The following is a 22,613-nucleotide window of genomic DNA, read 5'->3' as shown; positions in this document are numbered from 1 at the left end:
GTATCCTCCTTGTATGTATTCAGCTATGTTCAATTCTACCGATAAGTGCTCATAGAGATGTTGTATATATTCGATTATAAACCTTTGTGGCTCTTGCATAACTCAGCGAAACACGTTGACGACGAAGCAGTCAAGAAGGCCGTGTAGTGGTGCTCCAGCGAGGTTCAGCGTCCGTACGAACCCGTAGGTTCGGACGGACTGCTCTAATCCGGGCTTGGAGAGGCCCCGGAACTTCTGCAGCCACGGATTCACCAGTGACCACAGGCATTCGACTTGGTTGATGTGGACGCCGTCATCAGTAACAAACGCTTCGGAGTGAACCACGGTCTGCTCGTTCTCGTAGACGAGTGGCGCGTACCCGCGCCACCCGTCATGCCAGACCTCATCGAGTTTCCCCGAGAGAATCTCGACCTCGTCGAGGGCTGGCTTGAGTTCTTCCGGTCGAGCGCCTGGCTCGGTGCGAATCACCCGAAGTACGTCACGACAGGCACCGATCAGCGTCATCGTATCACCTGGCGCTCCTTCCCACCGTGATCGACCGCCTTCTCCAGAGCCGCCGCGGGAGAGGCCGTCCCGCGGCGGCGTCTGGCCCTTGTAGCCAGAGCACTTGTGGCCAGTTTCGTCGATCTGGGTTGGCCCATCGATGGTGTGTTGGATGCGCTCCCAGACGAGGTAGAAGCCGCGCTCGAAGGCGGCTTCTACCTCTCGAATCGTCGTGTGGATCGTATCGTAGACGGCTTCGAAGAGCTGGGCGATCTGGTGGATGCTGAGCAGCGTGTCGGCGTAGAGGACGAACGCGATGACGATCTCGCCAGGCGTGAGCGTGCGCCCTTCGAAGGGCGTGTTGCGGGTGTAGGTGAACCCGTAGCGACAGTTGGTACACCAGATCCGGGGACTGCCGTCCCCGGACTGGTTAGCGGTGTCGCCACACTCTGGACAGGGGGCCTGTTCCCACGCCTGCTTACAGCGCCGCTCGATCTCCGTATCGAGCGGCTCTGGGCGCAAGACTATTGACGTGAGCTCAACAAGGTGCTGAAGCATCCCGCCGAAGGCCGATTGTGTTGACATACTCAACGTGGCAACGGCGGGATGCCCTAATCTTCACGAAGCTGTTTCACTCAGTTCGGTAAGAGCCACCTTTGTAACGGCAGGGGGTGTAAATATTAGAACATTTCATCATAAAATTTAAAGAAGACCTTGACCCAGCAGTCGACTGGTTACCAGGAGGTATAGTGGGAGAGCCATTCGTGGAAGAGCCTGGTTGGGTATTTCGGCAAGCCGAACCACACTTCGACCAGAGACCGTTCCGCCACTATTCTCGACGCGACTCGCAAATTCCGAGCTGATTAAGCAGCAAGTTGGACCGCACGGACCGGGATTTATGAGGACTACAGAATCACCGTGACAGCACCTCAACACTTGCTCGTTGAAAAGCAACGCATTGAGGTAAGATTGATCTTGTAGTACTCTGATGTGGATGACCTCTGAATTTTCATATCAATCGATACCCAACGCAGACCTCTGAGTTTTCGACTTTCAGCTTCGTTTATCCATTTCGTTCATTAAAAGGCGGGGTCCGTATCAAACAGTTGCGCGGGCCTGTGAGACCACTAACACAAGACCGCATACGAACGTTCAATCACCTTCTCAGGTGCTGATACGACAGGCCGGCGTGGTACAAGAACACTATCTCGACACGCTGCTCCGTCGGCGTATCTTCCGCGAGAGTATTTTTTATTCCGTGCTTGCTCAACCACGCGGCCGAGCATTGTTGAGTCGCTGATGTACCGTTGCTTGGTTCTTTCCGCCGAAGTTGACACGCTCACTACTATTCAACCGGGTCAGCTTCCCCCTTGGTTTTCTTCTAGTGTAGGATAATGTACTAAGGGTGTTAGTCAAACTACTAGAGGTAAAATTAGTCCATTCACAGATTAAATATATCATATTTCATCATTATATATTGTGGGTAGTGAATAGGATACTCTGTAAAGGCCTGTGACGAAAGCAAGTCACCCACACAACAATTATGAACTATGAGTATAGATACGAGTTACTATGGTGAACAATGCGTCCGAGGGAAAAACGATCAGAGCAGTCGAGACAGCCTGTCAGATTATGGAGTCACTCGTCAAGTCAGACGGCGCAACTGTAAGTGAACTCACAGAACGTCACGACCTTTCACGAAGTTCAATCCACAATCACCTGCGGACGCTCGAACAGTTCAGCTACGTCCGCTCGGAAACGGACGAGTACCACATCGGTATCGGAACGCTCATGCTCGGCGGCTTTGCCCGTGATCATCACCGGCTCTACCAGGCTGCTCGCTCGGCAGTCAATCAGCTGGCTGAGGAGACTGGTGAGCTTGCGCTTCTCACAACAATGAGTCGAGGGCAGTCCATCTATCTCCACGAGGTCAGAGGGAACGAGGCTGTCACGTATGACTCTCATATTGGAGTCAGGTTTCCGATGCACTGCACGGCAACAGGGAAGGTTATGTTAGCGGGGAAAGACGAGGCGTACGTTGACTCCGTTATCGAGCGTCACGGATTACCACGATACACCGAAAACACGGTTTCAGACCGGGAGGAACTCAACCAGGAACTTGAGGAAATCAGAGAACGTGGTGTCGCTTTTGACGATGAGGAGCGTATTCAAGGGATGAGAGGTGTCGCCGTAGAGATTCGGAACCGGGAGACAAACGAACTCGTCGGAGCGGTCTCGGTTGCAGGTCCGACGAGTCGAATCCACGGGGAGACATTCAAAACCGAGATTCCCGATCAGTTGCGCCGGAACGCCCAGATGGTCGAGGTGGACCTCACTTACTAGTGGACAAATAAACCCATAGTTAACAATTCTGAACTCTTGGAACACTATTCTGCTATAACGTTCCATTCGGTCGTTTATACAATTCGAGTGAGCTTACTGAACCAGGGCTTCGGACACGTCGACCGGTAAAATAACAGATGTACGTCTGTTAATTTGACTGGTTTCGACTAAGTCACTGGATCGAGACCAACTTACCAACCGGAATCAACTACATTGTCTGTAGCCCGATTGTAACTGCACAGAGTTACTACTGAAGAAGGCTCAGCCGAGGTTTGAGGCTGACACGGTAATCATCGAATCCAGTATACCGGAGTCACCTACGCAAGGTCATCATTTATTTTATTAATAGCTTCCGTCGCTGTGTCTCCCAGTTTACCGGCCTCGATATGGGAGTATCGTTCACGAACCATCTCCTCCGAGTTGTCGAGGTAACGGGCAGCCACAGTATATCCAAATGCCCGGACGAGAACCTCACCCATCCCCCGGCGACCGCCGTGTGGTGCGAGATAGTCGTGTTTCGGATGGTCAATGTCGATTTCCGCGGCTGTCGAGAGTCGTTGGAGAATCGAGCGGGCACCATCGGTCGTAATCGACGGCGGGCGGATGTCATCGTCCAGCGCCAGCAGGAGGTCGCGAGCGTACTCCCCACGTCGCTCGTCAATTGCCTTCGATGGCTCTCCCCGGTCGGCTAACTCCTCCTGTACGAGCTCTGCGAGCGTCCGCTGATCGAGTGTCGGGAAGACGGGCCACCGTTCCGTCGGCGGGTCCAGCAGTTTCCGGTAGCTCCGTAATGGGGAGATTACAGGATCGGGGAGAGAAGCAGCGTCCCACTGCTGTTTCTTCCGGTAGACATCCATACTCCCGTCCTCGAGGTCGATGTCCTCCCACCGGACGCCACGGCGTCGTGGGTCACCAGGATCCCGAAGGAGCTCACCAACGCGGACAGCAGTGTACGCGAGGACGACCACGAGCGCCCGGTCACGGGCCGCCTTTAGCGCCGCGTACCGGGCTCGTTGCTTGTCGAGTAGGTCCACGTCACTGGGAAGAGTAGTGTATGCCTCGATGGACTCGCGTGCCTGCTCGTCGACGTACCGGGTGAGCGTGTGGCGCTGCTCGGGCGTCCAGGCCTGCTGGTCACCGGGCTTCCGTCCGTCGTCGTCAGGGAGCGGCGCGGTCGCGCTCGCCCGCTGGGCGTAGTGTGCTTCGAGATACCCCTCGTTGACGCACCAGCCACACCACGCCGAGATGTATGCGTAGTAGGTCTGTACAGTGTTCTGCTTGAGCCCACGATCGCCGTCGAGGTGGCGGGCATACTCACGGAAGACCCGCTCGTCAAGCTCCTCGAAAGTCGGATCGCGGTCGACGTCCTCGGGAGTGATCCCGGTCCAATCGTCATCACCACGCTCGCCGGCGGCCCACTCCGCGAACCGGTCGAGCTCACGGGCGGCGTTCCGGCGGTAGTTCCCGCCCTCGCCGCCGCGACCCTTGCCCTTGTCCTGAAGATAACGGTCGAAGGAACTCCGCAACAGTCGTGCTGCGGGCTCTTGTCCGGTTGAATCGTCGATCATACAGAGTCAGCAGCCTCCGAATTGTCCAGGTAGGAGATCGTGGCCGTCGTGACCTGGTCGGTGAACTCGTCGGTGACCGAGCCCTGCCGGCCGACGACGTGGAGGTCGTCTTTCAGTGTGGCGAGCGTCCAGGGGAGGACGTAGCTCTGCTGGCCCGGTTCGCCGCGGACCCACGCCTCGCTCGGCACGGCGAAGCTGCCGGCGTGGTGGGACTGCGTCGTGAACGCGACGGCGATCGACTCCTCGTCGGGATAGGGCATCTGCTCACCGGAGACGACCAACCACGGCCGGGGATTCCCACCATCCGTTTTGAACGGATCAGGAGCCCAGACGACAGTTCCGCGGTCAGCCATCCGGGATCACGACTCCTCGTCGTCTTGCTCGGTCTCTGACTCGATGGGGTCGACTGCGGTCTCCATCCAGGCCTCGACGTCGTCGTCGGAGAATCCACCGTCGATGTCGTCGGCCGTGGCGGCGCCGTGAAGGCCTGCCGATGCGACCGCGTGCTCGGCGTCGGCGATCGTCCAGAACCGGTCGCGGTGGTCGACGAGGCCGTGTTCTTCGAGGCGCTTCAGCGTGGGGCCGACGCTCCCCTCGGGCACGTCGACAGCATCGACGATCTCCCGCTGGCGAAACGCCTGGTCGGCGTGCTCGAGGAGAAAGCGGTACACCGTGCCCTGGGTGGTGTCCGGCGCGAGGTCGGGGAGCGAGGGCCCGTCGTCGTCGATAGAGCGGAACTCGTCTTTCGAGATGGGCATCTTGAGTATTGGTTTGTATTAGAAGCTATTAGGTCTTATCGACAGCATCTTCGACACGGACTGGAGGATGGCGGTGTTCGCCGGCTTTTCCCCGGGTTCGAGGCCTTCTTCGTGCGGTTCCACATTTCGTGCTTCCCCGACGGCGGCGGGGTACTTCAAAGTGGTCGTGATTACCACTCTAATCAAAACCAACAGAGGTAGAGGTCTCATATCCGGTATTTCTATGTTAGAGAGGTCTTACTCTCCGAAATATGGATTTCACTAACTTTATAAATCATATAACGCTATACCAAAGCCGCAAACGCCGAAGTTGAGACTACAGTGGACTTAGCGGGGCTGTGATGCGTGAATTTGACCGATTCGATCTGTGGAAACTACCTCAGATCACTCTCCAAGCGACCATTCTTGTCATACTCCCAATCGTATGGGCAGGCTTTCGAGAATTCCAACAGTGTAGCCACTCAGACGGCACGCTACCACCGGCAGAGATCCTCGCTATCCGATTCCGGTTTCCTTCTTCAGCAGCGTCAGCGTGTTGTCGGCCGTCACGATCGGCGAATGTTCATATTCACCAGTCAACTCGACCTGTACCAACAAATCAACGGCTCGCCAGATAGAGTACAGCAGACAGGCGAACGCGAAGTAGAAGAATCGAAGCCCGAAATTCTTCGACGTAGTGGCGGCCATGAATCGCTTGATCGACCTGTAGCCACTCTCAATTTCCCACCGATAGCCGTACTCAGTGAGGTGCCCGCTGCCCCGATTCGCCATGAATACTGAATACTGCCGGTGATCGTCATGCTCGGAATTCTCTTTCCGGCGGTAGATCAGCGTCGTCTCGTGCCATTCGTTCTTGCCGAGATGGAGCTTGCGATCGGTCTCGTAGCGGTCTTGGTCTCGCTGGAGTAACCGCTTAGCCTGGGCTTTCTCGCTGGTCTGCATCCGCTTGGGAACGACGTAGGAGAGCCCGCGCTGACCGATCATCTCCAGAACGTGCTGGCTATCGAACTCCCGGTCCATCAGCACGTTATCGACGTGAACGAGATCATCTGCCGAGTTCAGCAAGTCCTCAACGATCTCCTTGCGTGACTCGCCCCGTCGGACTGGCCGCGCATCAAGGACTATTGGAACGGCATTGCCGACGAGTTGGATTGTCGCCCACTGGTATGCATACTCGTCGGAGCTCTCCTTCGTTCCGATAATCTCGTCTTCGTGGCCTTCTCTATCGCCCGTGAAGGGGTCAGCTTCAGTGATATCGATGGCGACGATACCGGCGCGGAAGAACTCCTCCGTCTCTGCAACCTCCTCAATGAGGTGCCGGATCGCCTGTCGGTACATCTCGCGAATCTGCTCGATAGAGAGATCACAAATGTGGTCGCGATGAGCGTGACCCAACGGTGTCCGTTCCCGAGTCGACTCGTAGATAAAGCTACGAGCGCCCTCGTTCGCAGCCAGTCTCTCACGGAGTCCGAGATAGGTCTGCAAGCCCCAGTAGGCGTTCTCGTGGATCTCACAGCCGTCCCCACGGTCCAACGAAAACGCCGGGAACACGATGCGGCTGACGTGGTCGGTAATCTTCTCTGCCTGCTCCAACGTAGTTTGATCATCCGGGTCTGACTCACCGGACTCGTTCCCGTGGTATCGGAGCTTTCGTGCCGGCTCACGCGGAACCGCGACACCTGCATTCTGTGCTTTGATGAGGATCGTTCGAGCCGCCGTCTCGACAGTCTCCCTGAGGTCAGTGGTAAACCGCTCGTGCCAGCTTCGCCACAGTGTCGACTGGTCTGGAATCGTCTCGAAACCGAGTTGCTCGCAGAGTTCAGGACGGGTTCCGAGGTAGTCGACGAGTGCTGTTTCGTGCTCCCACCCGTGGAGTTCTTTCAGTACAAACACCCGAAAGAGGGTGTCCATCCGGTAGCGTGGCGACCCCTCATATCGGTCGTGGGCGCTGAACCGGAAGTAGGCCAGGGGGAGTGCACAGACGAACTCCTCGATGGAGTCGTGACTATCGTGATCGAACCACGTCTCCGAGACTGTCCGGATATCTGATTCCAGTCCGGCAAGCGATGTGCGACCGTACAGCGGTGTCGAATCATACGCCGGCCACTCACCGTATTGTCGCTGGGCGATACGTCGAAAGACAGTTCGACGAGACACACGAGTCGAACCCACTACGAGATACTGAGCAATACGCGCTCAAGAACTCGTTTACATCAACAAGAGATTCTGAAGACGACTTGCCCCATTTTATTGACGAGTCACGGGAGTCTCAGACACTCTCTGGGAGTTCGTAGAACGAATGTCTGTCCGTGTGTCACGTCTGTGTATCCTCTGGATTGAGACAGTGTTTCCGATGAGCGAACTCATACGCGGGAGTTACTCGGAAGGGTAGCACCCAGGCTTTTGTGCTGACTTCGATGTGATCAGGGCTCTAACCCATAGAGAAGCGCCCGGGTAAGAACGAGTACGGGGATGATTTCGAGCCGACCGATCCACATGTTCAGCACGAACATTCCCTCAGCGAGGGGGCTCATTGACGGTCCCACAATCCCGGTCGACAACCCGACGTTCCCCTGTGCGCTCGCAACTTCGAAGAGCGCGTCGGCATAGTCGAACCCGACACCGACGGTGTTCACCAATACGAGACTCGACAGCCCGAGCAGGAGGACCCACAGTAATGCGACAATCGCAGCCTCTGAGAACTCACGCTCCATCTGTTCGCGGCTCAAACGACGGTCGCCGATCCGTGTCGTTACGATCGCGTTTGCTGGGAGGAACACCCGCGAAAACTGATAGCGGATCCCGCGAAGCACGGTGTATCCCCGGATGAGTTTGATCCCACCGACCGTCGACCCGGCTGCCCCGCCCAGCACCATCGCCCCACTGATCATGAGTTTTCCGCCAGCGCTCCAAGACCCAATCGGCGAGGACTGGAACCCGGTGCAGGTCAGTGCGCTGATGAACTGGAACGTGTCATCCCGGATCGCGTCGAACTGTGCGGGGGAGACCCCGAGCCATGGGGGAATCCCTACTGCTCGACCGTACTCCGCTACCGGCAGAGTGCTGAGATTCTGCACGCTGAGCGCAAGCACACCAAGTCCAAACAACCCGAACAGCACGCGGGTTTGAACGTCATCGAATAGTCGCCTCGGATTTCGGTCTTTGAGCATCGCGTAGTGGATAGGGAACGCGATCGCGCCAAGAGTCATTATCGGGAGAAGAACGCCCTCAATGAGCGGTGAATTGTACGTCGCGATCGAGTTGTCGGTCACCGAGAACCCACCGGTTGCGAGACCGGTCATCGCGTGATTGAGCCCCTGCCAAGCGACTTCGAACGTCGAGAGCTGACTCCCGTACGGACTGAGTCGAATCGCGATCACCATCGCAACGACGGACAGTGCAGTGTACAGCAGGAAGACGCGCCAGATGGTCCGAACAGTGGAGACGATACTCGGATGAATCTTCTCTTCGCGGGTCTCGCTCCGGTAGAGGGCGTAACTCCCGCTCCCGGGCCGTTCGAGCACGGAGACGGTGAGCACGATGACACCGACGCCCCCGACCCACTGGATGAGCGACCGCCACCACTGGATTGTCCGCGGGAGCGACGGCTCGTGGGCGGCCATCGTCAGCCCGCTCCCGGTCCAGCCACTCATCGACTCAAACAGCGCATGGAGGGGGCTCGTGAAATATTGGATGCTCGATGTCGAATACTCGGCACCTGCAGGGACGTACGCCGCCTGTACTGACTCCGGTGTCACATAAGCACTTAACAGGAAGGGGAGGGCACCGAAGCACGCAACGACGAACCAGCCCGCGGCAGCGATGATCATCCCGTGTTTCATTAGTGGGTCAGGCGCCTCGGAGAATAGTCGACGAGTGCCGTATCCAACGAGAGCGGTCGCCCCGCTCGCAACGAGAAAGCCAGCGGCCGTGTACCACTCGCGGAACACGAACGCGATTCCCACCGAGAGGAGCATGAGACCCGCCTCCATGAGAAGCAGTGCACCGATGTCCCGCACGATGGTTGCGAGGTCTACTGGGACCCCGTGGATCGTTCGGTTCCGGGCCATCGGGTAACTACGAGTCGGCCCCGTTGTGGTTCTCGTAGTGCCCGAACACGTCCGTTACGTCGGGCGTCGCTCCGATAGCCGAGTAGACAGTCACACGATCGCCCGCGTGAAGAGTCGTTCCGCCATGGGGTGTTATCGGCTCTGCCTCCCCGTTTCGCTCGATCGCAACGAGCAGGATGTCCTCACCGATGAGGCCAGCTTCGGCGGCCTCCTGTAACGTTTGACCCGCTACCACTGCGTCTGGGCCGACATCAATCTCGAACACTTCAGCCCGCTCGCCAACGCCCATGTAATCGACGATTGTCGGCCGTTTCACCGCCCGATAGAGGTATTCGGCGATGAGTCGCTGGGGATTTTCCATGGTATTCACCCCGATTTGTTGGAAGATGCCCATGTGGTCGGGATTGTGAACGACCGAGACGACCTCGGGGACGTCGAGTTCTTTGGCTAGCAGACAGACCATGATGTTGGTTGCATCCTGGTCGGTCGTCGAGATGAGGGCGTCTGCGCGGTCGGTCCCAGCGTCGACGAGTGTGTCTTTCACCGTGGCATCGTCGTTGATGACGAGGCAGTCGTAGTCCGTCGCGGCCTGTTCCGCCCGCTCGTCGTCGCGCTCGATGACGACGACTTCGTTCCCGTCCCGGGTCGCGATCTCGATGAGGGGCGTTCCGATATCACCCGCTCCCACGACGACGAGATACATCGAAATTAGTCCTCCGCGCCAGCGCCGAACGTGGTTCCAAACTCTGCATCGGCATCGCCTCGGAGCAGTAATGTGACCGCGTCGCCAGCCTTGACCGTCGTTTTCCCACGGGGGGTGATGATGACGTCGTCTCGTTCAATCGTAATTACCAGCACGTCCTCATCGAGGAGATCGTTGGCGTTCGCTTCTTCGAGCGTCTTGCCTGCGATGTCGGCTCCCTCCTCGACGGTGATTTCGAGCAGCTCCGCGTCCCCGGCAAGACTGAGAAAGTCCGTGATCGCTGGCCCCTGTTGTGCGCCATCTGAGTCGAATTTCCGGTACGGGCTAACGTGTTCACGTCGAACCAGATCCTCTTCTTCGATGTCGATACCGAGATCAGTAATCGCCCGGGCGATCTGTGAAATCTCGTCCGTGTCCTGGCCGATAGCTGTAATCCGCAGATCGGTGTGTCCGGTCATAATCTCACGGATGTTGACCACCCCGGGGATCTGGAGTGCCTGTCGGGCCAAACGTTCGCGGTCGCTCGCCGACGTGGTACACATGAACAGGTTCGTAAGCAGACCGTCGGCCCGTTCGTAATCGATCTGTGGGTGATACCCCTTGATCACACCGCTCTCCTCGAGTTGTTTGATTCGATTGCGCACCGTCTGGGCGGATACCCGGACGTGGTCGGCGATATCTGTGGCCGAGTTACGTCGGGCATCCCGAGAGAGATGATAGAGGATCGATCGGTCGATATCGTCGAGTCCGTATACCATAGAATGTGTATTTGGGTAGCACCAATATATCTGGCTTCTCTTACTGAAAGTCCTAATTCATCGTGGAGACCTCGTCCCGGAAGCACTGTCAGCCTCGGGGAGGACGATAACCGGCAGGTCGCTTGAGGAAACAAGCGTTTCCGTGACATCCCCCGTGAGAAGCTTGAGCCATCGACTCCCACCGCGGGGAGTGAACGCAATCCCGTTTGCTTGATGAGCGTGTGCTCCCTCAATGATCGCCTCTCCGATGTCAGTTCCATATAGAACGTCTGTTTCATACGAGAGACCTTGCCCCTCAAGCACGGTGTGAACACCGTCGAACAGCTTCTGAGCGTATGTTTCCTGCTGTTCGACCGACGCTTTGTCCGGGGCGCCGCCAGCTTTCTCTACGACGTACACGAATATGCCGGTACCCCCGTCACCATTCAGAATTGGCCGAACCGCGGTAGCAGTCGCGTGCGCGTCCGATTCGGACGCGACTGGGACAAGAATGCGCCTGAATACGCCCGTACTCATGCCGGATCACCGCGCGTTAAGCGGGTCCCGGTAACCGCACTGTTGAACGCTGGGTCGCCAGACCTGACTGGAGACAGCGGGGTGTGGTGCATAGCGCAACTGACGGGTCGACCGTCTTAAAGTTTGTATAGTAAATTTGTCTTTATCTTGTAAATCCAAATTATAGTGGCCAATATTATGTTTTACACTCTAATCGAGGGTTTGAAATTGTTTTATCTCGGAGAGCCAGATATGCACAGCGAACTGGCTGCGGATTGTGACACGCGTTGCACACGCAGGAAGGGGAACCGTATCGGACCGGGTCACCCAGGTTATCTGCCGGATGAGACGTGTTGTCTGGTAAACCCTTCTCAGCGGACGGCGCTCACTGAACGGGAGAGGAGCTGATGGGTGACGAGGAACTCGCGAAGGACCTCGGGCTGCTCTCGGCGCTGACCATCGGGATCGGAACGATGATCGGTGCCGGTATCTTCGTCTTGCCCGGCGTCGCAGCCAGCACGGCTGGTCCCGTCGTTGTTGTCTCGTTCGTAATCGGCGGGTCGATCGCGATGGTGAATGCACTGTCGGTCTCGGAACTCGGGACCGCGATGCCCAAAGCTGGCGGCGGCTACTACTACGTCAATCGTGCCCTCGGTCCGCTATTCGGGTCGATCGCCGGCCTCGGTGACTGGATGGGGCTGGCGTTCGCGAGTGCGTTCTACAGTATCGGATTCGGCCAGTACCTTACCACACTGCTCCCGATCCCGGGTGTCTTGTTCCTCTCTGATATCCAAGTGGGCGCGCTCATCGCTGGTGTGGTCTTCGTCGGGGTCAATTACATCGGCGCCAAGGAGACCGGCGGCGTTCAGACGATTATCGTGACGATTCTGCTGTCGATCCTCGCGCTGTTCGCGATCCAGGGGTGGCTCTCGTTCGACTTCGGGACGCTGCTCGGCGACGGCGGACTCGCGCCCCTCGGGTATGGAGCGATCCTTCCCGGGACGGCACTAATTTTTGTTTCGTTCCTCGGGTACGCGAAGATCGCGACCGTCGCCGAGGAGCTGAAGGACCCGGGCCGGAATCTCCCGCGAGCCGTCATCGGAAGCGTTGCCGTCGTAATGATCGCCTACGCGGTCCTCGTGAGCATTATGCTTGGTGTGGTGCCATGGCCCGAATTGAGTCAGACCGCACCCCTCACGCAGGCTACTCGGGTCGCGTTCCCCGGTGGGTTAGCCGGCATCGCCGTCACGGTTGTGACACTGGGTGCACTGTTGGCGACAGCCTCGAGCGCGAACGCGTCGATTCTCGCGTCGGCACGCATTAATTTCGCAATGGGTCGCGACCGGATCGTCACCAACTGGCTCAACGAAATTCACCCCTCCTACGCGACGCCGTACCGGTCGATTCTGGTCACGGGTGCGATGATCGTCGTCTTTATTACGCTTCTCGGACAGAACATCGAAGTCCTCGCGAAGGCGGCGAGCGTCCTTCATCTGGTCGTCTACGCGCTGATGAACGCCGCACTCATCGTGTTCCGCGAAACCGATCCTGAATACGAGCCCGCGTTCCGTGTCCCGTTCTATCCACTGACGCCGATCCTGGGAATGATCCTCTCGATCGGGCTGCTGGCGTTCGTCGGCCAACGCGAACTTCTCCTCTCGGCGGTATTCGTCGTCGCAGCACTGGTGTGGTACTTCGCGTATGCACGTCGTCGAACCGAGAACCAAGGGCTCCTCGGCCGACACGTTCTGAACCGGCAAGAGGAGTTTCCCCGAGCCGTGGTCAACGCAGCAGCGACCGTTGCTCCGGACGGCGCCGGTGAAGAACCCGACATCCCGACGACGATGGTTGCGCTCTCCAATCCTCGGACGGAACGCGCGCTTATCACGTTAGCGGCGGCGCTCGCGAGGAACGATGGCGGACGGCTCCTTGCGACTCACGTTATTCAAGTACCAGACCAGACGTCGCTTACAGCCGCCGCTGACCAGCGTGAGCGCCTGCCGGAGACGTCCGAGCAGTTGCTGGCCGACGCCCAAACCGATGCTGCCGATCTCGGAGTCCCAATCGAGACTCGAACGATCCTCTCGCATCAAGGTCTCAAGGAGGTGTTTGACGCGGCCCACGAGCACGACATTGACAGGCTGATTATGGGCCACCGAGGGACGCGCTTGGCCGGACGCCGTGCCGAAGGCCCCCTCGACGAGTTGCTTCACGAACCACCGTGTGACGTGCTCGTTCTCGATGAGCGCGGATTCGATGCAAGTGAAATCCTGTTGCCGACTGCTGGTGGTTACTCTTCAGACCTGTCCGCGGAGGTCGCAAAGGCGCTTCAAGCAACAGTTGGTGCGAACGTCTCGGTGTTGCATGTGGCCGATAATCCGACCTCGGGCCGAGAGTTTCTTCAGAACTGGGTCGCCGATCACGAGTTAGAAGAGGCCGAACTATTGATTGAGACGGGCGACGTGGAAACTGCAATCGAGAACGCATCGGCCGGTCGGACACTGGTCATCGTGGGAGCAACAGAGCGTGGTTTGCTCTCTCGAGTCGTGGGCGGATCGCTGAACATATCCGCCCTTGATGATCTCGATACGACGGTTTTACTCGCCGAACGACCACACACTCGCTCGCTCCGACAGCGTCTGTTAGGTCGATAGGGTTCCATGATTCTCTTTCTGGAGTTGCAAAGAATACATTCCATATGCATTGGGATGGTCGGTCTCAACTACTGTCGGCCATTGGAAGTTGAGACTACAGGGGGTTTAGCAGGGCTGTGATGCGTGAATTTGACCGATTCGGTCAGCGGAAACTGCCCCAGATGGCTCTCCAAGCGGCTATTCTTGTCATACTCCCAATCGTATGGGCGAATTTTCGAGACTTCCAATAGTGTAGCCACTCAGACGGCACGCTAACCCGAATAGAGTTCCTCACTACCCGATTTCAGTCTCCTTCTTCAGCAGCGTCAGCGTGTTGTCCGCTGTAATCACCGGTGAGTGCTCGTACTCCCCAGTCAATTCGACCTGTACGAGCAGATCGACAGCCCGCCAGATTGAGTACAACAGGCAGGCGAATGCGAAGTAGAAGAACCGCAGCCCGAAATCCTTCGACGTCGTCGCCGCCATGAACCGCTTTATCGATCTATAGCCGCTCTCTATTTCCCATCGGTAGCCATACTCCGTAAGGTGTCCGCTCCCCCGGTTCGTCATGAACACCGAATACTGCCGGTGGTCGTCGTGCTCGGAGTCCTCTTTCCGCCGGTAGATCAGTGTTGTTTCGTGCCATTCGTTCTTCCCGAGGTGGAGCTTCCAGTCGGTCTCGTATCGGTCCTGGTCACGCTGGAGCAATCGGTTCGCCTGAGCCTTCTCGCTGGTCTGCATCCGCTTTGGCACGACGTAGGAGAGCCCGCGCTGGCTGATCATCTCCAGGACGTGCTGGCTATCGAACTCCCGGTCCATCAGGACGTTATCGACATAGACGAGGTCCTCAGCCGAATCGAGCAAGTCCTCGATGATTTCCAGTCGTGACTCGCCTTTCCGTACCAGGCGAGCATCAAGGACCAGCGGGACGGCATTCCCGACCAGCTGGACCGTCGCCCACTAGTAGGCGTATTCGTCGGTCTTCTCCTTCGTCCCGATGATCTCGTCTTCGTAGCCCGTTCTATCGTCGCTGAACGGGTCAGCTTCGGTAATCTCGATTGCGACCACCCCGGCTCGAAAGAACTGCTCTGTCTCCGAAACTTCGTTTAGGAGCCGAGTGATGGACTGCTGGTACATCGCTCGCACCTCTTCAATCGAGAAATCGCGAATCTGCTCGCGATGGGCGTGACCCAGCGGCGTCCTGTCCCGCGTCGACTCGTAGACGAAGCTGCGAGCGCCCTCGTTAGCAGCCAAATTTTCGCGAAGGCCCAGATACGTTTGGAGGCCCCAGTATGCGTTCTCGTAAATCTCACAGCCCTCACCCCGATCCAGCGAGAACGCCGGAAAGACAACACGGCTGACATAGTCGGTGATTCGACCCGCCTGTTCCAAGACAGTCCGATCATCGGGGAAATCCTGCTTTCCGCGATTGTTCTGCTGCTGGGTGCGTCTCTCAGGCTCGCGTGGGACTGAAACACCCTCGTTATCCGCCTTGATGAGGATCATCCGAGCGCCCGTCAAGACTGTCTCGCGTAACTCTGCAGTAAACCGGTCGTGCCAGCTTCGCCACAGTGTCGATTGATCCGGAATCGCCTCAAGTCCAAGTTGGTCGACGAAATCGGGTCGACATTCGAGGTACTCGACTAGCGTAGTCTCGTGATCGAAGCCGTGGATTTCCTTGAGCAAGAAGACGCGAGATAGGGCCTCTATCTCGTATCGCGGAGTCCCTGAGTAGGTGTCGTGTGCTTCAAACCCTAAATATACCAGGGGGAAAGAAGCGACGAACTCCTCGACAGAGTGGTGGGCGTCGTGTCCGAACCACGTCTCTGCAACGGTACGGATGTCTGATTCCAGACCAGCGAGCGTGGACTGATCACAGACCGGATCTTCTGCGTAGGATGGCCAATCACGGTACTGTCGGCGCGCGATTTGTCGAAATACCGTCTGACGACTGTCGCGTGTCGAAGCCACACCGGAGCCTCGCACAGGCGAAGCCAAGAATTCGTCTTTCTGTATCGCGTTTCTACCCCCCTGTCCAGTAGAATTTTACGAGGGAGAGACACGGTATCTACGACTAGATGGGACGCGATCCGAGAGAGTACTACTGATCCCAACTAAGACTGGCGATTGTGGGGAATTGCTCTTTCGCAGTCGCAGGCGGATGGTAGTATCGTGATACAACCTCGTGGTAGCCGAACTCCGGCGGGATGATTGCACAGGCTTTCGCCAGCAGTTCGTCGGCGGTATGCGTGATGACGCGAATCCGCTTGTTCCGCTCGAAGAGGTGGACTCCGAGAGCTACTATCGTTCCATCTCGCCGGTTGTTCGTCGTGGGATACTTGCTATGCTGGTTGAGGAAGTGGTTGGCCTCCTGCCACGCCTCCATAGTGGGACCGGACTCGGCGTCAGCCGAGTCACTCTCTGGATCTGGTAGCGATACGACACGAATCCACCCGTCGTCGATTCCGTGATCCAGATACGGGTTCGTCGTGCCATCTGTGCCGTGGTCTGCCAGTTCCTCGTAGATGAGTTCTGGAACCCAAATCTCAGTTTGTGCTTGCTTGACGGCATCTTTGAGCCTGTCGAGATGTGAGTTCGGGTGTTTCCCGAGACTCCGAAAGACGACTGTATCGACGATGTTGGCCGTGTAAACCCGGCCGTGTTCGCCCGCGCTCATTCCTCAGTCTCGTCGCCGTTGTGCTGCTTACTGTCGACGGTGGATGGAGTGTACGTCTCTGGGCTGGACGCACTCTCACCGAAGTCCCGAATCGCGTAGATGGCGTCGACGAGGTCGTAAGTCATCCCGGAGGAGAGGCCTGTGAGGTCCCCAATCTGGCGTATGGTGACTTCTCCTTCGTGATGATCCATCACGAGATCGTGTGCGAGAGCAAACGTCAACAGGCCGTGTTCTTCGAGGACGCGGTCGATGACAGGATATTCGTCTCGATGGCTCAGTACCGCCACCAGCGACGGTGTAATCGACACTGCCACGTCTCGTACCGTTAGGGTCAGTTCGAAGTCCTCGGCGGCGTAGGTTGTCGCGCCGTTCTCTTCGCCGATGTCGGTAATAAGTCCTGCACTGGCGAGTGTACTGAGATAGTCGTAGACAGTTTTCTTCGAGACTGCCGCCTCGTCGACGAGTTCAGGACCGGTCGCAGTCCCTTTGCTGCGGATATTCGTATAGAGGGCGGCAAGGGCGACGTTATTTACAAGATCCGTGAACGTATGGATACCCGTGATTCGCTCAGGAGTTCCACCTGCATTCTGGACGTGGTCCGTGTCGTAGGACATTGTTGTATAGAGTTACGAAACTCGAAACACTAAATATTGGGGTCTGTAGGCTATCTCCTATCGCAGGGAATCTACGACAACTCACAGAACAAGGTAGATGATTACGGCCGATCGAGCCATATGCATTGAGACATCCAGCCTCAGCTACTGCCTGGCGTCGCTTCAGGCCAAAGGATATCAGCTGTGGTCAACTCATTTACCCCGATTTTCGACGGACGGCGAGGGGACTAATCATACCGGTTTGGAACTTAGAGAATGCCGTGAGACGATCTCGTCTGTCCCGCCCAGCTTTTGCACTGGATCTCGCTGTCCAAGTCAGGGTGGTTGTTCAACAACTGCAGATTACGTATAACTCGTAATTTACGGAATCTACGAAATAGACGTCTGACACAGATTTATGTGTAATCTCCGTGAATTACGAAATATGCCACCACTGATGTGGAGCGGAAAACGAAGGGAGAGCCCGTCAATCCCGCAAAGACCTATCCAATTCAGAGGCCGTGATCGTAATGTGCGCAAATTACGCAAAATTCGAGATAGTCGTAATTTTCGTGGCTTTCGTCAATTGCGTACAATTCGTGATTTACGCAATTTGCAGAGCCACCACGCAATACGGAATATACGTAAATCACGAAATGCACAGACTATGTGTACCCCACGAGCTAGCACGTCAATCAACGGTGATCGAGATGGCGAATAGGCTCACAGTTGCGATGCAGAAGGGGGGCGTTGGGAAATCAACCACCACAATCAATGTCTGTGGGGCACTCGCGTACGCAGAAGCGCTCGCGGATGAGAACGACGTCCTGCTCGTCGACGCTGATCCACAGGGGTTCGCTACAATCACACTCGGTTTCCGAGATTATTACGTGAGCGGTGACGCCGTCTCGTTGTACGACCTTATGCTCGATTTCGAGCGGTTTAGTGAGGTTAACGATATTATACAGTCACACGAGGAGTTCGATGTCCTTCCTGCTCACGGGAGTAATTTCAAGCTCGAACGTGAACTCTGGTCGGCAAACCGGTCGCTCGAACGACTCGATATGATCCTTGATGAGGTCGAAAGCGATTACGATTACATGCTAATCGATTCGCCACCGAACCTTGGACCACTCGCCGACGGAGCACTTCTCGCGGCAGAAAACGTTCTCTTTGTCTCACGAGCGGATTCGATCGCAACCTTCTCAATGAATCTCCTCACCCAGGAGATTACCCAGCTCGAACGAGAATTCCAGCGCGATATCGGCATCGTCGGCGCAGTCGTGAACGCAGTGACGAGAAACAAAATCAGCGATAACCGCCTCGACTGGTTTTTGGATAACCTCGGCGAAGAGAACGTCTTCATCGTCCCAGAGACCGTCGCAATCGAAGGGGCGTTCAACCAAGGGCATTCAGTATACGAATTCGAGCCATCGAACCGCCACCGTAATCAGAAGGCCGAGGAAGTGCGGGAGATCTACGACCGCCTCGCCGACCACGTGGAGGGACACTATGCCTGAAGAGGACGACGACGCCCTTGGACAGATGCTCGGGGATCGAATCAAGGGGACCAAGGGTGACGCAGCGGATGAAGAGCGAGACACAGAGGAGCTCAGCAATGAAGTTGAAACAGAATCTGCCTCGGATAGTGATGCCAGCGAAGCATCGTCCCCAGACAATACGGAATCTACGCAAATTACGCAATCTACAGATGAGTCTTCTGAGGATGACGAAACTGGGAACGGGACAGAGTCAGAGACGGAAGAAGGCACCGTCCGGTCTCGCTCCCCGTTCCCGCTGTACGTAACTCCCGACTTGAAAAAGACTGTGCAGAATCGCTTCGAGAAGTTCAATGCTCAGCGGACACTGAACGATGAGGCTCAAGTCGAGAAACACAAGCACTTCATGGAGGGCTTGTTACGCGCTGGACTCGATCATCCTGAACTAGAAGAGTACGTCCTTGACGAATTCAAAGACGACTGAACACTAACTCGCTGGCTCACAGATCAAGTTTTTTCTAATACGACTCAATCCCTTCTTCGGACCGATACATAGCCAGAGGTACGTAATCAGAGCGAACGAGAATCAGACGCAACCACACTGGCGAACGCGACGTTCTGTTGCACCTGCTCGATCTCCACGGTCGGCTGCTGGCCGGGTTGGGTATCGGGGACGATCACGACGTAGCCGCGGTCGACTTTCGCGATCCCGTCACCCTGGTCACCGACCGTTTCGATTGTCACCTCGCGTACTTCACCCTCCTCAACAGGCGGCTCAGAAAATTCACGCTGACGGTCAGACTGGGCACGATCTGCGGACGCGGACTCGTGCTCATCCTGCGCCGACGTGGGTGCGTCAAAGACAGCGATCCGATACGTTTCTCCGAGAGAGACAGCGTCATAGCTGAGTTCTCCGGACGGAACCTCGAGAACGTATGTCCCGTCACGCTCGTGAACAGTCGCGCTGAAAACAGAGCGAAGCGAGTCCGGAATTTCGACCATTCGATAGTCTATACCTGGCTAGTAGAGAACTTAACTCCACGGAAGCGGCATAAGATAGTGACCTCCTGTACTGTCGGTTGTTAGTCCACCACCTCGGGGGCAAGCCCCGTGCATCCGCCTCGGACCGCTTGTGAAGCCACCGTTCTGCCACTACTGAACCGTGAAAAAATGCGATCTTGTTCGTACAGCCACACGGGATCTACAAACATCGCGTCGAAAGAAATTAACCAACACATCGACTCATCAGACAGTCTGTTGGTTAATTCCGTGACATACTGTGGTCTCAACAAGAATTCGAGAGGGTAACTGGATCACCGACCGGGACAGAGAACCCTACGACAACCTACGAATAAGCGTCGTTGAACTCCCGTTCACGGCGCATCAGCTCCTCGACACCGTGCTCGAGAATACCCCGCCCCATTGCCGTCGGCCGATAGTACGTGTAAAAACCCTGGCTGTCAGCGGTCCGTCGCTGGCGCTTGTCAACGAGCCCGACGTCGACCAGTTCGTCGAGATGGTAGTGGAAATTGTGGGATTCGACATCGACCGCGGCCTTGAGATCGGCAGCACTCAGTTCGTCGTTGGCGACGAGCGTGCGGAGGATCCGGAACCGCGTCGGATGGCCGATCGCCTGTTGCATCGCGAGATACTCCTCGAGCGTCAGCCCGCTATCCTCGGGAAGCGGTGGTTCCGGCTGACGAACCTCCTCTGTTGGCTGGCGATCGGTTTCGGACATTTGAGGGTGCCTCGGGTTCTACGTTGGGACGCCACGTACTTAGTCGTTCTCGACTAGAATATTTCTGAGAACATCGATATTTATATACAGCCATTCCGAATCAACGAGTCGAATGCGGCAACGGATTATCGATAATCTCCCCCGTGCCGCCGGTGATTCAGATGCGCTCGCTCCAGTTCGGCGGGAACAGTTTCTCGTCTATCTGATGGGCCCATATCGGACATTCGACGTCGACGCGCTGCTGCCGGCGGACGCCGATGTCGAAACCGATGCCCCGTCGTTTGCGACGTGGGACGATACCAGCGGCGAGTACGCCGAAGACGAGGTCTTGCGGCTCCTGCAGGAAACGCGGGACTGCCTCCGCGACCGCGGCTTCAATGCCTTCCTCGCAATCGACGTCGGGATTCCGCTCGACGAGATGGATGCCGCCACACAGAGTATCGCCTTTGCGCAAGCGAGTAATGCAACGATCTTCATCGCTCCACAGGTCGGCGACAACCTCGGTGTCGGGATCGAGATCGGGAGCGTCCTCGAGGATATTCTATCAACAGCTGGAATGCAGGGGCCGGCAGCCGATGCAACGCCACCAACGCGTGCGCGACGGGTTATGGTCGCGACCGAACCATCGGTTCGAAGTGCGATGCTTGGCGCCGTCCACGCGCGCTGGGATGCCAGTGTCCGGGCGTTCACCGATGCCGCGGACTGCTGTCGGCTCTGCGCACAGTTCTGTACACATATTCAGAACGAGGAACTCTACGGTTCGCTCGACTGTCTGGACTGATCGGCCTCGCGGTCACCCGGGAAGACCTCTTCGCGGGAGCTGCTGCGAAATTCAGTCGTTTTAGACACGAGATCAACCTTGTCCGGATCTACACCGAGGACACGAGCCCAATCGACACCGCTGACCTCAACATAGGACAATTTCTTGTGACGCTCGTACACGTCATCCAACATAAACTCCGCATCCGGCTCTCCCGGATAGCACGCCGTCGCTCTAGCACCCTGCAACACACGTTCGCAGCCGTGCCGCAACCACCCTGACATCTGGAACGACGTGAGTTGCCCCTCAGTCTGATTCAACGGATCATCCGGCCTGTACCGCTCCCCCGGCGCGTGATGTCGATCCGTCACGATCCCATCCCCCGGCGCCAACAACCCAATCTCCAACCCCACATACACATCCGGGAACGTCACCTCATCCTCACTCTCCGGAATCGTGAGATCCATCTCCAAATGCTCATCATCAAACGCCGGCACGTCCGACATCACGCATCACCCCCGCACGGAGATTCACACGCACCCAGCTCCGCACAGCGCTCCGCGACCCGGACCCGGAGTACACGATCAACCAGTGACGCCGGCTCATCACGCTCCCGATCTGGGTCCAGTTCGGGCACTCGCTCAGATTCAACACCCCTGTCGCGCACGCGCTCTCGCGTCTCGTTTGAAAGCCACTGCACGGACTTCGTTGACGCCGCGCTCACCGCCACCGGTTCCGGGGCAACAAGCACCGGCCACGACGACTGCGTCGCCTGATCCGAACACACACCGACACGCCCCTCAACAAGCAACTCACGCACACCGAGCGTGAAGCACTCCGACGGCACGTACCGCCCATCAGCACACTTCGCATACCCAATTTGGAACGTCGGCTCCTCGATAGGACGGAAGGCATACACCACGACAGGTGCGCCTTCCGGCAACCACTGACCTTTCTCGACCTACAGTAACCAAGCGTCTTGACCGGCTATATGCTGCTGATTATATCGGGTATGTACACGAACCTACAGCACTCTGGCAATTATCTGAGGATCCCAGATATCGTTGAGAGCCCCTGTTTGAGGCCTCGATCCGACGTATATCCACGGCATAGTCGACGATCAAGTGGGTGTAGAACTTTTATTTTGAATTGAGTAGATGGTGGCGTGGCCACGAATCGTCCAGTATGTCGGCTTTGGTGTCGGATCCGTCATCAGTAAGGAGTCCGACGTGGTATAGGTGGTATTTGAATCAGAAGTGGATGCCTGTGTATACGGTTGAATCAGTGAGCTGTGAATCACTAATGTTGCCGCCGGCGGTGAGAACGTTTTCGTGCCGTGATCTGCTGAGGAAGGCTTCGACGCCGTTTGGCAGGTTCGTCCGCCAGACTTCCCGAGCAGCGGCATTCTCGGAAGCAGTCGACACGCTTTATTTCGTTGTTCGGGATGACGATAGCTATTATAGTGGTACCGAGGACACAGAGTGGGAAATCCCAGACGCGGGCACGGTTAAGAAAATCAATAAAGATCAGGTCGA

At 56.9% G+C, this 22,613-nt stretch carries 19 protein-coding genes and 1 pseudogene; 5 read left to right on the top strand and 15 right to left on the bottom strand.

The genetic code is table 11. From position 1 onward, the window contains the following. Positions 1-102 precede the first annotated feature (102 nt). Complete coding sequence (locus H5V44_RS16015; RefSeq protein ID WP_185194144.1) at positions 103-1,068, bottom strand: IS1595 family transposase; 966 nt, start codon at positions 1,066-1,068, stop codon at positions 103-105. 987 nt (positions 1,069-2,055) lie between these two features. Here H5V44_RS16015 and H5V44_RS16010 point away from each other — a divergent pair. Further along, on the top strand, positions 2,056-2,826 hold the full coding sequence (locus H5V44_RS16010) for an IclR family transcriptional regulator (protein WP_185194143.1): 771 nt from the start codon (positions 2,056-2,058) through the stop codon (positions 2,824-2,826). 317 nt (positions 2,827-3,143) lie between these two features. Here the strand turns inward: H5V44_RS16010 and H5V44_RS16005 are convergent, their stop codons facing one another. The 8 genes from H5V44_RS16005 to H5V44_RS15970 all read right to left on the bottom strand — a co-directional run bounded on the left by H5V44_RS16005 (position 3,144) and on the right by H5V44_RS15970 (position 11,199). After that, positions 3,144-4,394, bottom strand: coding sequence for a phage integrase SAM-like domain-containing protein (locus H5V44_RS16005; RefSeq protein WP_185194142.1), 1,251 nt, complete (start codon positions 4,392-4,394; stop codon positions 3,144-3,146). Further along, complete coding sequence (locus H5V44_RS16000) at positions 4,391-4,747, bottom strand: type II toxin-antitoxin system PemK/MazF family toxin (protein WP_246404063.1); 357 nt, start codon at positions 4,745-4,747, stop codon at positions 4,391-4,393. The genes H5V44_RS16005 and H5V44_RS16000 overlap by 4 nt, the downstream gene beginning before the upstream one ends. Positions 4,748-4,753: 6 nt before the next feature. Beyond that, complete coding sequence (locus tag H5V44_RS17675) at positions 4,754-5,152, bottom strand: MarR family transcriptional regulator (protein ID WP_246404061.1); 399 nt, start codon at positions 5,150-5,152, stop codon at positions 4,754-4,756. Positions 5,153-5,647: 495 nt separating this feature from the next. Then, entirely contained in the window at positions 5,648-7,324 is a 1,677-nt protein-coding gene (locus tag H5V44_RS15990) for a transposase (RefSeq protein ID WP_185194141.1), read from the bottom strand. Between the two features lie 251 nt (positions 7,325-7,575). Next, positions 7,576-9,222: a TrkH family potassium uptake protein gene (locus H5V44_RS15985; protein ID WP_185194140.1), complete on the bottom strand. Its 1,647-nt coding sequence runs from the start codon at positions 9,220-9,222 to the stop codon at positions 7,576-7,578. A 7-nt stretch (positions 9,223-9,229) separates the two neighbouring features. Continuing rightward, entirely contained in the window at positions 9,230-9,925 is a 696-nt protein-coding gene (locus H5V44_RS15980; protein WP_074791297.1) for a potassium channel family protein, read from the bottom strand. Positions 9,926-9,930: 5 nt separating this feature from the next. Then, on the bottom strand, positions 9,931-10,683 hold the full coding sequence (locus H5V44_RS15975) for an Lrp/AsnC family transcriptional regulator (RefSeq protein ID WP_074791299.1): 753 nt from the start codon (positions 10,681-10,683) through the stop codon (positions 9,931-9,933). Positions 10,684-10,740: 57 nt separating this feature from the next. Continuing rightward, positions 10,741-11,199, bottom strand: coding sequence for a universal stress protein (locus H5V44_RS15970; protein ID WP_185194139.1), 459 nt, complete (start codon positions 11,197-11,199; stop codon positions 10,741-10,743). 386 nt (positions 11,200-11,585) lie between these two features. On the opposite strand from H5V44_RS15970, the gene H5V44_RS15965 reads away from it, so the two are divergent. Continuing rightward, positions 11,586-13,832 (top strand): amino acid permease, encoded by a 2,247-nt coding sequence (locus tag H5V44_RS15965; protein WP_185194138.1) that lies wholly within the window; start codon positions 11,586-11,588, stop codon positions 13,830-13,832. A gap of 273 nt (positions 13,833-14,105) precedes the next feature. Here H5V44_RS15965 and H5V44_RS17670 read toward each other — a convergent pair. From H5V44_RS17670 to H5V44_RS15950, 3 genes and pseudogenes are all read right to left on the bottom strand, one after another. Next, positions 14,106-15,782: pseudogene (locus H5V44_RS17670) on the bottom strand (transposase). Positions 15,783-15,912: 130 nt separating this feature from the next. Further along, complete coding sequence (locus H5V44_RS15955) at positions 15,913-16,488, bottom strand: hypothetical protein (RefSeq protein ID WP_185194137.1); 576 nt, start codon at positions 16,486-16,488, stop codon at positions 15,913-15,915. Then, positions 16,485-17,102 (bottom strand): transcriptional regulator, encoded by a 618-nt coding sequence (locus H5V44_RS15950; RefSeq protein ID WP_185194136.1) that lies wholly within the window; start codon positions 17,100-17,102, stop codon positions 16,485-16,487. The genes H5V44_RS15955 and H5V44_RS15950 overlap by 4 nt, the downstream gene beginning before the upstream one ends. 689 nt (positions 17,103-17,791) lie before the next feature. Here H5V44_RS15950 and H5V44_RS15945 point away from each other — a divergent pair. Next, positions 17,792-18,601 carry a ParA family protein gene (locus H5V44_RS15945; RefSeq protein ID WP_246404073.1) on the top strand — a complete coding sequence of 270 codons (810 nt, stop codon included), beginning with the start codon at positions 17,792-17,794 and terminating at the stop codon, positions 18,599-18,601. Continuing rightward, positions 18,594-19,064: a hypothetical protein gene (locus tag H5V44_RS15940; protein ID WP_185194134.1), complete on the top strand. Its 471-nt coding sequence runs from the start codon at positions 18,594-18,596 to the stop codon at positions 19,062-19,064. Before H5V44_RS15945 ends, H5V44_RS15940 begins: the two co-directional genes overlap by 8 nt. A gap of 86 nt (positions 19,065-19,150) precedes the next feature. Here H5V44_RS15940 and H5V44_RS15935 read toward each other — a convergent pair whose 3' ends face one another. Both H5V44_RS15935 and H5V44_RS15930 read right to left on the bottom strand, forming a co-directional pair. Beyond that, positions 19,151-19,582 (bottom strand): TRAM domain-containing protein, encoded by a 432-nt coding sequence (locus H5V44_RS15935; RefSeq protein ID WP_185194133.1) that lies wholly within the window; start codon positions 19,580-19,582, stop codon positions 19,151-19,153. A 343-nt stretch (positions 19,583-19,925) separates the two neighbouring features. Beyond that, complete coding sequence (locus tag H5V44_RS15930; RefSeq protein WP_185194132.1) at positions 19,926-20,318, bottom strand: winged helix-turn-helix domain-containing protein; 393 nt, start codon at positions 20,316-20,318, stop codon at positions 19,926-19,928. 112 nt (positions 20,319-20,430) lie between these two features. On the opposite strand from H5V44_RS15930, the gene H5V44_RS15925 reads away from it, so the two are divergent. Beyond that, positions 20,431-21,099, top strand: a complete 669-nt coding sequence (locus tag H5V44_RS15925; RefSeq protein WP_185194131.1) for a DUF7509 family protein — start codon at positions 20,431-20,433, stop codon at positions 21,097-21,099. Here H5V44_RS15925 and H5V44_RS15920 read toward each other — a convergent pair. After that, positions 21,072-21,584: a hypothetical protein gene (locus H5V44_RS15920; protein ID WP_185194130.1), complete on the bottom strand. Its 513-nt coding sequence runs from the start codon at positions 21,582-21,584 to the stop codon at positions 21,072-21,074. The two genes, H5V44_RS15925 and H5V44_RS15920, sit on opposite strands and share 28 nt — an antisense overlap. Positions 21,585-22,613 lie beyond the last annotated feature (1,029 nt).

This window comes from Halobellus ruber, from assembly GCF_014212355.1.
In the GTDB taxonomy this organism is placed as follows: Archaea; Halobacteriota; Halobacteria; order Halobacteriales; family Haloferacaceae; genus Haloquadratum; species Haloquadratum rubrum.
This window is presented reverse-complemented; position numbering and strand designations above follow the sequence as displayed.

What these genes read in the sequence shown, in the direction of transcription:
- H5V44_RS15950 (WP_185194136.1), bottom strand. Translation starts at nt 17,102, where the DNA reads ATGTCCTACGACACGGACCACGTCCAGAATGCAGGTGGAACTCCTGAG.
- H5V44_RS15930 (WP_185194132.1), bottom strand. Translation starts at nt 20,318, where the DNA reads ATGTCCGAAACCGATCGCCAGCCAACAGAGGAGGTTCGTCAGCCGGAA.
- H5V44_RS15985 (WP_185194140.1), bottom strand. Translation starts at nt 9,222, where the DNA reads ATGGCCCGGAACCGAACGATCCACGGGGTCCCAGTAGACCTCGCAACC.
- H5V44_RS16010 (WP_185194143.1), top strand. Translation starts at nt 2,056, where the DNA reads ATGGTGAACAATGCGTCCGAGGGAAAAACGATCAGAGCAGTCGAGACA.
- H5V44_RS15935 (WP_185194133.1), bottom strand. Translation starts at nt 19,582, where the DNA reads ATGGTCGAAATTCCGGACTCGCTTCGCTCTGTTTTCAGCGCGACTGTT.
- H5V44_RS15925 (WP_185194131.1), top strand. Translation starts at nt 20,431, where the DNA reads ATGCGGCAACGGATTATCGATAATCTCCCCCGTGCCGCCGGTGATTCA.
- H5V44_RS15975 (WP_074791299.1), bottom strand. Translation starts at nt 10,683, where the DNA reads ATGGTATACGGACTCGACGATATCGACCGATCGATCCTCTATCATCTC.
- H5V44_RS15945 (WP_246404073.1), top strand. Translation starts at nt 17,792, where the DNA reads ATGGCGAATAGGCTCACAGTTGCGATGCAGAAGGGGGGCGTTGGGAAA.
- H5V44_RS16000 (WP_246404063.1), bottom strand. Translation starts at nt 4,747, where the DNA reads ATGGCTGACCGCGGAACTGTCGTCTGGGCTCCTGATCCGTTCAAAACG.
- H5V44_RS16015 (WP_185194144.1), bottom strand. Translation starts at nt 1,068, where the DNA reads ATGTCAACACAATCGGCCTTCGGCGGGATGCTTCAGCACCTTGTTGAG.
- H5V44_RS15940 (WP_185194134.1), top strand. Translation starts at nt 18,594, where the DNA reads ATGCCTGAAGAGGACGACGACGCCCTTGGACAGATGCTCGGGGATCGA.
- H5V44_RS15920 (WP_185194130.1), bottom strand. Translation starts at nt 21,584, where the DNA reads ATGTCGGACGTGCCGGCGTTTGATGATGAGCATTTGGAGATGGATCTC.
- H5V44_RS16005 (WP_185194142.1), bottom strand. Translation starts at nt 4,394, where the DNA reads ATGATCGACGATTCAACCGGACAAGAGCCCGCAGCACGACTGTTGCGG.
- H5V44_RS15965 (WP_185194138.1), top strand. Translation starts at nt 11,586, where the DNA reads ATGGGTGACGAGGAACTCGCGAAGGACCTCGGGCTGCTCTCGGCGCTG.
- H5V44_RS15980 (WP_074791297.1), bottom strand. Translation starts at nt 9,925, where the DNA reads ATGTATCTCGTCGTCGTGGGAGCGGGTGATATCGGAACGCCCCTCATC.
- H5V44_RS15955 (WP_185194137.1), bottom strand. Translation starts at nt 16,488, where the DNA reads ATGAGCGCGGGCGAACACGGCCGGGTTTACACGGCCAACATCGTCGAT.
- H5V44_RS15970 (WP_185194139.1), bottom strand. Translation starts at nt 11,199, where the DNA reads ATGAGTACGGGCGTATTCAGGCGCATTCTTGTCCCAGTCGCGTCCGAA.
- H5V44_RS17675 (WP_246404061.1), bottom strand. Translation starts at nt 5,152, where the DNA reads ATGCCCATCTCGAAAGACGAGTTCCGCTCTATCGACGACGACGGGCCC.